Origin of the sequence: Roseixanthobacter finlandensis, from assembly GCF_043195105.2 — a bacterium.
Taxonomy (GTDB): Bacteria; Pseudomonadota; Alphaproteobacteria; order Rhizobiales; family Xanthobacteraceae; genus NCEH01.
On sequence record NZ_CM195536.1, the window covers coordinates 2,034,186 to 2,046,151 of the forward strand.

The window sequence follows — 11,966 nt, forward strand, 5'->3', positions numbered from 1 at the left end:
TGCATCACTACGGAATGTACAGCACATTTGCAAGTGCGACTGAGTTGCAACTTAATACCGAGCGTCGGGCGTCAGGATGACTTCCCGCACGGGCGACCGTTTGGCGGGCGGTGTACTGATCATCAACGCGTGGCCATCAAGGTCTGCTTTGAAGGGACCCGCGCTTCAGCGAACGCGCCGGCCGTCGGCATCGATCACCAGCTCTCCATCTTCCTTCGTGAACGGCCCCTTCTGCGGCGTGGGCAGGATGTCCAGGACCCGTTCCGATGGCCGGCACAGCCGCACGCCGAGGGGCGTGAACACGAACGGCCGGTTGATGAGGATGGGGTGGGCCATCATGGCATCGAGCAAGGCGTCGTCGGAGAGGGTGGGATCGCCGAGGCCGAGCGCGTCATAGGGCGTGCCCTTCTGGCGGGTCGCGGCACGCACCGTGAGGCCCGCCGCCGCGATGGCGGCGGCGACCTCTTCCCGCGCAGGCGGCGTCTTGAGATATTCGACGATCCTCGGCTCGATGCCGGCATTGCGGATCATGGCGAGCGTGTTGCGCGAAGTGCCGCAGGCCGGATTGTGCCAGATGGTGACAAGGGGGGGCTCGGTCATCGTTCAGGCTCCGAAGATCAGATGATGGCGTGGCGGACCTTGGCGGATACCCATTCGCTCGCAACCACCGTGGCGAGGATGAGGAGGAGGATCAGCGTCACCTGCGGCCAGGCGAGGGTATTGAGCGAGCTTTCCAGGTTGAGCCCGATCCCTCCTGCGCCGACCAGGCCGAGCACGGTGGATTCGCGGATGTTGATGTCCCAGCGGAACACGCTGATGCCGGCGAAGGCGGGCATGATCTGCGGCACGATGCCATAGGCGAGGGTCTGCGCGCCCGAGGCGCCGGTGGCGCGGATCGCCTCCACTTGGGCTTCGTCGATCTCCTCGATGGCCTCGTAGAGCAACTTGCCGATGAAGCCGATGGAGCGCAGCGCGATGGCGACGATGCCGGCCAGCACGCCCGGCCCGAGGATCGCCACCAGCAGCAGCGCCCAGATGATGGAATTGATGGAGCGCGAGGCGACGATGACGAACAGCGCCAGAGGCCGCACGAAGGCGGCGCTGGGGGTAGTGTTGCGCGCCGCGAGGAAGGCCACCGGCACCGACAGCACGATGGCGGCGAGCGTGCCGAGGGTGGCGATGTTCAGCGTATCCCACAAGGGCTTGAGCAGCGATGGAAAATAGGACCAGCGCGGGGGCACCATGCGCGCGCCGATGTCGGCGGCCTGGGTGGGGGCATCCAGGACGAAGGCCCAGATGGTGCCTTGCGTCATCACCCGCCAGCAGAACACGGTGAAGGCCACGGCGAGAAGCCAGCCGAACCACACGGCGATCTGTCCCCGCGGGGTGCGGCGCTGCCAGGATCTGCGGCCTTCGGGAAGGGCTGTGACGGGCATTATTTCACCCGCCCGCGCACAAGGCCGGAGATATATTCACTCGCCATGACGATGGCGATGATGAGGATGAGGATGGCCGCGGCGCTGTCGAATTCGTAGCGGTCGATGGCGGTGTTCAGCGTGGCGCCGATGCCGCCGGCACCGACGATGCCGACCACGGCGGATTCGCGGAAATTGATGTCGAGCCGGTAGAGCGAAAGCCCCAACAGCCGCGGGGCCACCTGCGGCAGCACGCCGAAGGCGATGAGCGACGGCCAGGGCGCTCCGGTGGCGCGGATCGCCTCCACCGGGGCGGGGTCGATGTCCTCGATGTCCTCCGCCAGCAGCTTGGAGAGGAAGCCGATGGTGGCGAAGGACAAGGTGAGGAAGCCGGCGAACGGGCCGAAGCCCACCATGGCCACCAGCAATATGGCGACGATGATTTCTTGCAGGGACCGCGACACGGCGATGATGGCGCGACACATGAAATAGACCGGGCGCGGCACCACGTTGCGCGCGGCGCCGATGCCGATGGGCACTGAAATGGCGATGCCCATCACGGTGGAGGTGACCGTCATGGTCAGGCTTTCGATCATGCCCTGGACGATATCGTCCCAACGCCGCGAGAAATTGGGTTCCAGGAAGCCCGACACGAAGCGCAGGCCGCGCGCCCAGCCGTCCGAGAGGCGGGCCCAATTGACCTCGATGCTGCCCAGCGCCAGCGCCAGATAGAGCGCCGCCCCAGCGAGCAGGGCGTAGCGCAGCCAGGGATTGGCGATAAACGGTGAAGGGCGCCAGCGGCGCGCGGGGGCAGGATTGGCGCTCACAACGCCCTCGCCACGGCGGCGGGCGTCGCCTGTGCGCGCACGAGGCGAGCGGCATCCTGGGCGGCAGCTTCTTCCACCGCATCGTCCTCCGCCTCGCGGATGGTGCGCGACCAGTCTTCTTCGCCATAGATGGCGGTGAGGGCGGCGGTGTCGAGCGCGTCCGGCGGGCCGTCGAACACGATGCGCCCGGCCTTGAGGCCGATTATGCGCTGGACGAACATCTGCGCCAGCGCCACGTCGTGGATATTGACGATGGCCGCAAGCTGGCGCTCGGCGCAGACCTCCACGATCAGGCGCATGATCTGGCGGGAGGTCTTGGGATCGAGGCTGGCGGTGGGCTCGTCCACCAGCAGGATGTCGGGCTCCTGCACGAGCGCGCGGGCGATGCCCACCCGCTGGCGCTGGCCGCCGGAGAGTTGGTCCGCCCTCTTGTCCACATGATCGAGGAGACCGACGCGGTCCAGCACGGCGAAGGCCCGGTCGATGTCGGCCTGCGGAAACCGGCGCAGGAAGGCGCGCCAGAAGCCCACATAGCCGAGCCGCCCGGAGAGCACGTTTTCCATGACCGTGAGGCGTTCCACCAGGGCATATTCCTGGAAGATCATGCCCATGCGCCGCCGCGCGCGCCGCAGGCCCGTCCCGCCGAGGCCGGTGATCTCGGTGTCACCCAGGCGGATGGAGCCAGAGGTCGGCTCCACCAGCCGGTTCACACAGCGGATGAGGGTGGACTTGCCCGCCCCTGAGGGACCGATCAGTCCCACCACCTGGCCTGCGGGGATGCTGAGAGATACGTCTTCGAGGGCCTTGTCCCCCTTGGCGTAACGCTTGGACAGGCCGGCGATGGTCAGCATCCCGCAGTCTTTCTCTTGCCGGGGCCCAGCAGCCGGAGTCTATTTGCAGGTGTAGCTGACGCCCATGGCGTCGTCGATCTGCCGCACCACCGCCCAGTTCTCCTTGAAGGTGATGGGGATGAATTTCTCCTGCGGCGGCTCGGCCGACTTGAACTCCTTCTGCAGGGCGGTGCCCTCCCAGTTGAAGGTGAAGAAGGCCTCTTTCACCTTCGCCGCCAGCTCCGGCTTCAAATTGTAGACGTAGCCGTAGCCGGTGGTGGGGAAGCTCTGGGACTTGTAGATGGAGACCACCTGATCCGCCTTGATGACGTCGCGCGCGATCATCCGCTTCATCACCGAATTGGCCACCGCCGCCGCCGGGTAGTCCTTGTTGGCGACGCCGATGATGGAATTGTCGTGCTTGCCGGAGAACACGGGCTCGTAATCCTTGCCCGGCTCCAGCTTGAATTCCGTGCGCAGCAGAGCGGAGGGCGCCTTGTAGCCCGAGTTCGAGGTCTCGGAGGTGAAGGCCATCTTCTTGCCCTTGATGTCTTCGACCTTGGTGATGCCGGAGCCGGGATAGGTGATGATCTCCATCTCATAGCCGTAGGCGCCATCCTTCGCCGCCATCATGGCGAAGGGCACGAAGCCGGCACAGGCCACCGCGATGGGGTTGGAGCCGGTATTGAAACCGGCCACGTGCAGGCGCCCGGCGCGCATGGCTTCCAGCTGCGCGGCGTTGGACTGCACGGGGAAGAACTGCACCTTCTTGCCCGTCACCTTGGCGAGATGATCAAGGAATTCCTGCCACACCTTAGCGTAGACGGCGGGGTCCTCCACCGGGGTATAGGCGAAGATGAGGGTGTCGGGGTCCAGCTGCTTCGCCGGGTCGGACGGCGCATCCGCCACCATGTCGCCGTTGGCGTCGGTAAAGCGCGGGTCGAGCTTGAACTCGGCATGGGCAAGAGTGGGGGCCAGCATGGTCGCCGCGAGCATGGCGGCACAGGTCATGGAGCGCAGGAGCGACATGGCTTCATCTCCGATTGGATTGCAGATTCAATACGACTGTCGTGTGACGTGCCGACTACGATGCAGCGGGATCAGCCGCCCGTCGGGGCGCGGCGCGGGTTTGTATTCTCAGCGGGATTGGCATGGGTGGGCAGCAGCAAGGTCGTGAATAAGCAGACGGCGAGCATCAGGGCCGATCCACCCAGGCAGGCGAAGATTCCGCCAATCTGGTAGAGCAGGCCGGAAAGTAACGTGCCGATGAACCGTCCGGCGGCATTGGCCGCATAGTAAAAGCCGACGTCCTCGGCGGCCTTCTCCGATCCGGCATAGGCCAGGATCAGGTAGGAGTGCAGGGAGGAGTTCACGGCGAACGCGATGCCGAAAATCGACAGGCCGGCCACCAGCACGACGTCCGCATGGGGTGGTGCGAAGGCAAGCCAGCCCGCCATGGCGATTGGAACCAGGGTAAGGGCAAGCGCCCACCATCGCGCTGCGGGGACCTCCCGGGAGAGGCCGTCCGCGCTGCGGGTCACAACGGCGGGTGCGGCCGCTTGGACGAAGCCGTAGCCGATGGTCCACAGGGCCAGGAAGCCGCCGACCATGATGAAGGTCCAGCCAGAGCCATAGAGGAAGACCGGCACGCCAACGACGAACCAGACGTCGCGTGCGCCAAACAGGGCCACGCGGGCCAGGGCGAGCAGGTTGACACCCCGATTCTTGGCAAAGAGCTCCTTCATGCTCTTACTCGATTTCGTCTTTCCGAGCATGGGCGGCAACGACAGGACGACCCCGACCAGGACCAGGGCGAGCACGCCCGCCATCAGCCACAGGGCAGGACGGAAGCCGATCAGTTCCAGGAGCGCGCCGCCGAGCAGGAAGCCGAACCCCTTCATCGCGTTCTTCGATCCGGTGAACCACGCCACCCAGCGGAACAGGCGGCTGTTCGCATTGCCGCCCTTCGCATCGGCCTCGGTGACCTTGATGGCGGACTTGGACGCGGTCTTGGTCAGGTCCTTGGCGACGCCGCAGATGCCCTGAGCGGCGACCACCCAGGGGACCAGAAGCGCGGTCTCCCAGGACGGGGAGACCGCCGACAGGATCAGGAAGCCGCAGATCTGCGTCGTCAGGCCGACCGTAAGCATGCGCGTGATGCCGAAGCGGCCCGCGAGCCAGCCGCCGATGAAGTTGGCGCCGATACCGGCAGCCTCGTACAGCACGAACAGGAAGGCCAGGGTGAAGGGCGAATAGCCGAGCTTGAAGAAGGTGAAGAGCACGATCATCCGGAGCGCGCCGTCGGTCAGCGTGAAGCCCCAATAGGCGGCTGTCACGATGGCATAGTTGCGGATGCCGGCGGAGGAGGGGGCTGCCATCACAGCCCCGCCTGTTCGAGATAGCAGGCTAGGTCCACCATGCGGCAGGCATAGCCCATCTCATTGTCGTACCAAGCATAGACCTTCAGCAGGGTGCCGTCGGTCACCAGCGTCGAGGGGCCATCCACGATCGAGGAGCGGGTGTCGCGGGCATAGTCCGCCGACACCAGGGGGCGCGGCTCGAAGCCGAGGATGCCGTTGAGCGATCCCGCGGCGGCCTCGGCGAACAAGGCGTTCACCTCCTGTGCCGTGGTCTCGCGATTGAGCTCGAACACGCAGTCGGTGAGCGAGGCGTTGAGCACCGGGGCGCGCACCGCGTGGCCGTTCAGCTTGCCCTTCAGCTCGGGATAGATGAGGGCGATGGCGGTGGCGCTGCCTGTGGTGGTGGGCTGGAGCGAGAGCATGGCCGAGCGGGCGCGGCGCAGGTCCTTGTGGGGCGCATCCACCACCACATTGGTGTTGGTGGGATCATGGATGGTGGTGATCTGGCCGTGGCGGATGCCGATCGCCTCGTGCACCACCTTCACCACCGGCGCGAGGCAGTTGGTGGTGCAGGACGCCGCCGTGACGATAGGGTGCGTCTCTCGGTCGTAGAGATGCTCATTCACCCCCACCACCACGTTGAGCACCGAGGGGTCCTTCACCGGCGCGGCGACGATGACGCGCTTGGCGCCCCGCTTCAGATGGCCTTCGAGCACCTGCGGCGTGAGGAATTTGCCGGTGGATTCCAGCACCACATCCACGCCGAGATCGCCCCAGGGAATGTCGTCCGGCTTGGCATGAGACGAGAAGGACATGACATGCTCGCCGATGCGCACGCTGCCCTCATCGTGCGAGATGGGCGCCCGCCAGCGTCCCTGCACGCTGTCGAACTCGAGCAAGTGGGCGCATGCTTCAGCGCCGCCCTTGATCTCGTTGAGATGGACGATGTCGAGCCGGTTGTTGCCGCGCGGATCATTGTCCGGGCGATAGGCCGCTCCCAGGGCCGCGCGCAGCGACAGCCGTCCGATGCGGCCGAGGCCGTTGATCCCCACTCTCATGGCAACGTCATTCCTTGCAAGCTTAAGAACGTGCGGCTGCGCCGCATTGATGTCAGGCCGGAGGATGGTCGGCGGCATCCTTCACCTTGATGGTGCCGGCCTCGTACCAGTCCTTGGAGCGGTTCACGATCCAGACCACCGAGAGCATCACCGGAACCTCAATGAGTACGCCCACCACCGTGGCCAGCGCCGCTCCGGACTTGAAGCCGAACAGGCTGATGGCCGCAGCGACCGCCAGCTCGAAGAAGTTCGACGCCCCGATCAGGGCCGAGGGGCCCGCCACGCAATGGGCTTCCCCGGACATTCGGTTCAGCAGATAGGCCAGTCCCGAGTTGAAATAGACCTGGATCAGGATCGGCACCGCCAGCAGCGCGATCACCAGGGGCTGGGCGAGGATTTGTTCACCCTGGAAGGCGAACAGCAGCACCAGGGTGGCCAGCAGCGCCACCAAAGAGAGCGGCTGGAGCACGCCGAGCAGGCGGTCGAGCCCGGCCTGTCCGCCGCTCGCCAGGATGCGCCCGCGCAGAAGCTGCGCCGCGATCACCGGCACGACGATATAGAGCACCACCGAAAGGAAGAGCGTATCCCACGGCACAGTGATGGAGGAGAGCCCGAGCAGCAGTCCGACGACGGGCGCGAACGCCACGATCATGATGGCGTCGTTCAGCGCCACCTGGGACAGAGTGAAATGGGGCTCGCCCTTGATCAAGTTCGACCACACGAACACCATGGCCGTGCAGGGCGCCGCCGCCAGCAGGATCAGGCCGGCGATATAGCTGTCGATCTGGTCGGCCGGCAGATAGGGCCGGAACAGATAGCCGATGAACAGCCAGCCGAGCAGGGCCATCGAGAACGGCTTCACCGCCCAGTTCACCAGCAGCGTCACCGAAATGCCGCGCCAGTGCCGGCCCACATGCTTCAGTGCCGCGAAGTCGATCTTCACCAGCATAGGCACGATCATCAGCCAGATGAGGAGCGCCACCGGCAGGTTGACCTGGGCCACCTCCAGCGCCCCGATGGCCTGGAACAGCGAGGGCGCCAGCGCGCCAAGGGCGACGCCGACGATGATGCACAGGAACACCCAGAGCGTGAGATAGCGTTCAAATACGGACACGGTGCAGGATCTCCCAAGACCGCAATCTGCTGCCGATGGCGGCGCCAGCGTGGGCCAGGTCTGTTGCAGGAGGACGACGGTTCACGCGGCCTGTCCCGAGAGCGTGAGGTCGGTCGCGCCCTCCATCCGCCCGATCTCGCCGATGCGTTCCTTGAGCGAAGCAAGGTCGAGTTGCTCAAACGGCAGGTTGACGAAGGCGGAGATGCGCCCCGCCAGCCGGCGATAGGTGGCGAGGAAGGCCGCCTTCTGCTCCGCCTCGGTTCCCTTCACCAGGATCGGGTCGGGCAGGCCCCAATGCGCATGTAGGGGATGACCGGGAAAGGCCGGGCAGGTTTCACCGGCGGCGGCATCGCAGGTGGTGATGACGAAATCCATCTGCGGCGCGTCCGGCACGGCGAAGCCGTCCCAGCTCTTGGAGGCGAGCTCCGCCGTGTCGTAGCCGAGCGAGGCGAGCAGATCGAGGGCCATGGGGTGCGGCTTGCGCTTCGGCCGGCTGCCGGCCGAATAGGCGCGGAAGCGGCCGCGTCCCTCGCGGTTGAGCAAGGCCTCGGCGATGAGCGAGCGCGCCGAATTGGCCGAGCAGACCAGCAGCACGTTGTAAACGCGATCGTTCGCGGCACCGGGGCGAAGCTGCGGAAAGGCGGCGGTCAGGTTGCCGCGCCGGGGCGTGACAGAAAAGCCCATTTCCGCCATCAGCTGGCTCAGCACCGGACCCGCCCCCGAAAGATTGACCGCATAGATGATGGACCGACCATCCCGCCGCGCGGTGACCAGGCCCGCGCGCTCCAGGAGCGCGAGATGGGTCGACATGGTGTTGTGCGGCACGGCCAGCAGCCGGGCGATGTCGCCCGCGGGCAGACCGTAGGGCACATAGCGCAGCAGGAGGCGATAGGTCTCGAAGCGCGTGCCCTGGGACAGCGCATCGAAGATCCGCGTCGCGTCTTCCGCATTCAGCTTCGTCTCGTCCATCTCGTCTCACCGTTTGAATGGGTGCAAGTGCTGCGCGCGCCTCAGGCACCGCCCTTGAAGGTCTTTGCCCAATAGTCCTTCACCTGCTGGACCAGAACCGGCGGCAAGGGAACATAGCCGAGCTCGGAGGCAAATTTCTCGCCATCGTCGAGAGCGAAGCGCCAGAACGCGAAGGCGGCCTGGCTGTTCGCCGGGACTTTTGGCACCTTGTACATGACCGCGAAGGTGGTCGCGGCGATGGGGTAGGCGCCTTCAGCGGGAGAGTCGTTAATGATGACGAAGAAATCCTTCGCCGCTGCCCAGTCGAAACTCAAGGCCGCAGCCTGGAACGACGCCGCGCTCGGCGCGATGAACTTGCCCGCCCGGTTCTGCACCAAGCCGTAGGCAAGCTTCGCCTGCACCACGTAGGTGAATTCCACATAGCCGATGGAATTCTTGACTCGCTTGACCTCGGTTGACACGCCCTCGTTGCCGCGCGCGCCGGTTCCCACGGGCCATGCCACTGCGCTGCCCTCGCCCACCTGTTGCTTCCATTCCGGGCTTGCCTTGGCGAGGTAGGAGACCCAGTTGAACGTGGTCCCCGATCCATCAGAGCGATGCACCACCACGATCTTCGCATCGGGCAGCTTGAGCTCGGGATTGAGCGCCTTGATGGCGGGATCCGACCATGTCGCGACCTTGCCGAGATAGATGTCCGCCAGAAGGGCGCCGGTGAAGCGGATCTGGCCGGCATCAACGCCGTCCAGATTCACCACCGGCACGACGCCGCCGAATACGATGGGGAACTGGCCGAGGCCACGTTTCGCCAATTCCTCGGGCTTCAGCGGCTTGTCGGACGCGCCGAAATCCACCACCCCGTCCTGGATCCGGTTGATGCCGGCGGACGAGCCCACCGACTGGTATTCGACGAGGTCACCCGTGCGTTCGCGGAACGCCTCCGCCCATTTCCAGATGATGGGATAAGCAAAGGTGGAGCCGGCGCCGCGCGCTTCCGCCGCATGCGCGGCAGGCGCGAGGATGGAAATGGCAGCAAACGCAGCTGTGGCAGTCAAAGCGAGAATGCGGTTCACGGCAGGCCTCCCTTGTGCCCTTTGCGACACTCAGAGGGGATTGTACCCCCAAATGAGTCAATATGTCGATAGGCGTGGACAGATGGTTATAGGCGAATCGTGTCACTGGAATGACGTTCGCCGGGCCGATCTCGAGAGAACAGGAGCGCATGACGGAAAGGGGTGCCAGGAACGGCCAAGCTCCGAACCTTCCTGTTGGCGTGAAAAGCCATGCAGGAGAAACAGCCCGTGTTCAGGTAGCTGGCGCTCGCGACCGCCATCGTGTTTGCATCTGGCGTCGCCGCGTTGGCGGTCGATCTTGATGTCTGCGGTCCCGGCGGGCCATTGCCCGCGACGAAGGAGGCCGCCGCGTCCCAGGCGCGGGGCGCCGTTTCATCGCAGAAGGCGTACGCCTTCATTCATGAGTTTCAATCATGCGCCAGTCGACATTAAGGCGTCTGAATGTGGAAATGGGTCGCCGTATCACCATTCCAGGCGGGTCATTTGCCCGGTCGCTGTTCCGAGAGCCGGAACGCCAAGGGACCACCGAGGCGGTGATCCGTGTGTGCGCGTCAGTGAAGTGTGTGCGCGCCAGTGAAACGCGCCGCGAATGGAGATTGGACATGGCTCCGGCATGCCTCATGCCGGCCCGGACCCGCGCAGTCGCGCCGCGCGGCGGGAGAGGGACGGGCGGCCCGCGAGCCGCCCGTCCTTCGTCGTTCAGGCGCTGCGATACAGCTTCGTCATGACGAATTCGCGGTGGCCGAGGGATTCGGCGGCCGTGAGGCGTCCGTTGGCGGTGCGCACGATCATGTCGATCAGCGCATCGCCAGCCTGCGGGATGGTCATGTCACGGCGCAGGACGCCGGAGACGTCCACGTCGATATGCTCGCCCATGGTGCGGACGGTACGCGGATTGCCGGAGATCTTGATCACCGGCACGATGGGATTGCCGATCACATTGCCCTGCCCGGTGGGGAAGGTGTGCACGACATATCCGGCGGCCGCCATCAGGGTCACGCATTCGGCGGCTGCCGAGGACGTGTCCATGAAATAGAGGCCGGGACCTTTGGCGGGTGCCTCAGCGGGTTCGAGCGCATCGATATAGGTGCACTCGTGGCCGATCTTCTCCAGATTGCCAAGCGCCTTTTCCTCGATGGTGGTGAGGCCGCCGACAATATTTCCTTTGGTGGGCTGGCTGTCGGACAAGTCATCGGTCTTGTGGGCTTCGATGACGTCGTCCTGATAGGCCTTCCACATCTTAAACCACTTGTCCGCGATCTCCGGCGAAGCCGCGCGGTCCTTGCAGAGATGCTCGGCGCCGGTGATCTCGGAGGTCTCCCCGAACACGCCATAGATGCCGTGCGGGATCAGCTTGTCATACATGTTGCCCACGGTGGGGCAGGAGGAAAGGCCCGTGGTGGTGTCGGATTCCCCGCACTTGGTGGAGATCCAGAGATCGGTGATCGGGCATTCCTCGCGCTGCAGCTCGGTTGCCCACTGCAGGAAGCGCTTGGCCTGGTAGCTGGCCTTCGCGATGGTCGCGATGTCGCCATGGCCTTCGATGCCGAAGCCCACGACCGGCTTGCCGGTCTTGGCGATGCCTTCCACCACCCGGTTGGTCCACTGGTCCTCGATGCCGATGACGACAACGGCGGCGACATTGGGGTTGGAGCCGATGCCGATGAGGGTGCGGAAGTGGATTTCAAGGTCTTCGCCGAACTGCAAGCGCCCGTAGGCGTGCGGCAAAGCGAGCGTCCCCTTCACGCTGTTCGCCACGGCCTCGCAGGCCGCGTTTGAAAGATCGTCGAGGGGCAGGATGACGACGTGGTTGCGCACGCCCACCCGTCCATTTTCGCGCCGCCAGCCCATGACCGTGGCATTCGCATAGTCGCTCGAAGCCCGGTCGGCCGACAGGGCCGGGGTCACCAACTGGTCGGGCGCGCTGCCGACGAACGGATTGGTGGGGCTTTCGCCGTTGATCGTGATGTTTTCGGACATGTTCGGCCTCACCAGCGCTTCGTCTTGGCATTGTGGACGTGGACGTGCTCGCCCTTGGCGATGTCGGCGACGATCCGGCCGACGTCCTGCCCGTATTTGATCAACGTATCGCCGGTCTTCAGGTCCACGAGCGCCACTTTGTGGCCGATCGGGATGTCGCTCTTCACGAACACCTCGAAGGTGGAATTGTCTTCGGTGATGACGCCGAAGGCCTGCGTATTGGCGCCGAGACCCTCGACGACCGCGACCGCCACATTGTCCTTGGGGCTATGGGCGAGGACGTGCGGGATGCCGTCGCCATTGCCTCGCGTTTCTTGATTTGCGCTCATTTTCTTGAGGTCCT

Annotated in this window: 12 protein-coding genes; all 12 read right to left on the reverse strand. The window is 65.1% G+C overall.

Annotation, left to right across the window (positions count from 1 at the left end; genetic code table 11):
• Positions 1 to 165: 165 nt before the first annotated feature.
• Positions 166 to 600, reverse strand: a complete 435-nt coding sequence (gene arsC, locus V5G24_RS09345; protein ID WP_394085147.1) for an arsenate reductase (glutaredoxin) — start codon at positions 598 to 600, stop codon at positions 166 to 168.
• Positions 601 to 617: 17 nt separating this feature from the next.
• On the reverse strand, positions 618 to 1,436 hold the full coding sequence (gene phnE, locus V5G24_RS09350; RefSeq protein WP_394085148.1) for a phosphonate ABC transporter, permease protein PhnE: 819 nt from the start codon (positions 1,434 to 1,436) through the stop codon (positions 618 to 620).
• A complete protein-coding gene (gene phnE, locus V5G24_RS09355; protein ID WP_394085149.1) occupies positions 1,436 to 2,242 on the reverse strand; it encodes a phosphonate ABC transporter, permease protein PhnE in 807 nt (268 codons plus the stop codon). Before phnE (V5G24_RS09355) ends, phnE (V5G24_RS09350) begins: the two co-directional genes overlap by 1 nt.
• Entirely contained in the window at positions 2,239 to 3,093 is an 855-nt protein-coding gene (phnC, locus tag V5G24_RS09360) for a phosphonate ABC transporter ATP-binding protein (RefSeq protein WP_394085150.1), read from the reverse strand. The genes phnE (V5G24_RS09355) and phnC overlap by 4 nt, the downstream gene beginning before the upstream one ends.
• Before the next feature lie 39 nt (positions 3,094 to 3,132).
• The gene (gene phnD / locus V5G24_RS09365; protein ID WP_394085310.1) at positions 3,133 to 4,068 is read right to left on the reverse strand and encodes a phosphate/phosphite/phosphonate ABC transporter substrate-binding protein; all 936 of its coding nucleotides are present in this window, start codon (positions 4,066 to 4,068) and stop codon (positions 3,133 to 3,135) included.
• A 104-nt stretch (positions 4,069 to 4,172) separates the two neighbouring features.
• On the reverse strand, positions 4,173 to 5,450 hold the full coding sequence (gene arsJ / locus V5G24_RS09370) for an organoarsenical effux MFS transporter ArsJ (RefSeq protein WP_394085151.1): 1,278 nt from the start codon (positions 5,448 to 5,450) through the stop codon (positions 4,173 to 4,175).
• Positions 5,450 to 6,490: an ArsJ-associated glyceraldehyde-3-phosphate dehydrogenase gene (locus V5G24_RS09375; protein ID WP_394085152.1), complete on the reverse strand. Its 1,041-nt coding sequence runs from the start codon at positions 6,488 to 6,490 to the stop codon at positions 5,450 to 5,452. The genes arsJ and V5G24_RS09375 overlap by 1 nt, the downstream gene beginning before the upstream one ends.
• A gap of 52 nt (positions 6,491 to 6,542) precedes the next feature.
• Complete coding sequence (gene arsB / locus V5G24_RS09380) at positions 6,543 to 7,604, reverse strand: ACR3 family arsenite efflux transporter (protein WP_394085153.1); 1,062 nt, start codon at positions 7,602 to 7,604, stop codon at positions 6,543 to 6,545.
• 81 nt (positions 7,605 to 7,685) lie between these two features.
• Complete coding sequence (locus tag V5G24_RS09385; protein ID WP_394085154.1) at positions 7,686 to 8,573, reverse strand: arsenate reductase/protein-tyrosine-phosphatase family protein; 888 nt, start codon at positions 8,571 to 8,573, stop codon at positions 7,686 to 7,688.
• A 41-nt stretch (positions 8,574 to 8,614) separates the two neighbouring features.
• Positions 8,615 to 9,643, reverse strand: a complete 1,029-nt coding sequence (pstS, locus tag V5G24_RS09390) for a phosphate ABC transporter substrate-binding protein PstS (RefSeq protein WP_394085155.1) — start codon at positions 9,641 to 9,643, stop codon at positions 8,615 to 8,617.
• A gap of 699 nt (positions 9,644 to 10,342) precedes the next feature.
• On the reverse strand, positions 10,343 to 11,623 hold the full coding sequence (locus V5G24_RS09395) for a UxaA family hydrolase (RefSeq protein ID WP_394085156.1): 1,281 nt from the start codon (positions 11,621 to 11,623) through the stop codon (positions 10,343 to 10,345).
• 8 nt (positions 11,624 to 11,631) lie between these two features.
• On the reverse strand, positions 11,632 to 11,952 hold the full coding sequence (locus tag V5G24_RS09400; protein ID WP_348846434.1) for a UxaA family hydrolase: 321 nt from the start codon (positions 11,950 to 11,952) through the stop codon (positions 11,632 to 11,634).
• Positions 11,953 to 11,966: the final 14 nt, after the last annotated feature.

Excerpts from the sequence above, each read along its gene's own strand:
- V5G24_RS09385 (WP_394085154.1), bottom strand. The coding sequence starts at position 8,573 with ATGGACGAGACGAAGCTGAATGCGGAAGACGCGACGCGGATCTTCGAT.
- phnC (WP_394085150.1), bottom strand. The coding sequence starts at position 3,093 with ATGCTGACCATCGCCGGCCTGTCCAAGCGTTACGCCAAGGGGGACAAG.
- phnE (WP_394085148.1), bottom strand. The coding sequence starts at position 1,436 with ATGCCCGTCACAGCCCTTCCCGAAGGCCGCAGATCCTGGCAGCGCCGC.
- V5G24_RS09375 (WP_394085152.1), bottom strand. The coding sequence starts at position 6,490 with ATGAGAGTGGGGATCAACGGCCTCGGCCGCATCGGACGGCTGTCGCTG.
- arsJ (WP_394085151.1), bottom strand. The coding sequence starts at position 5,450 with ATGGCAGCCCCCTCCTCCGCCGGCATCCGCAACTATGCCATCGTGACA.
- V5G24_RS09400 (WP_348846434.1), bottom strand. The coding sequence starts at position 11,952 with ATGAGCGCAAATCAAGAAACGCGAGGCAATGGCGACGGCATCCCGCAC.
- arsC (WP_394085147.1), bottom strand. The coding sequence starts at position 600 with ATGACCGAGCCCCCCCTTGTCACCATCTGGCACAATCCGGCCTGCGGC.
- V5G24_RS09395 (WP_394085156.1), bottom strand. The coding sequence starts at position 11,623 with ATGTCCGAAAACATCACGATCAACGGCGAAAGCCCCACCAATCCGTTC.
- phnD (WP_394085310.1), bottom strand. The coding sequence starts at position 4,068 with ATGCTCGCGGCGACCATGCTGGCCCCCACTCTTGCCCATGCCGAGTTC.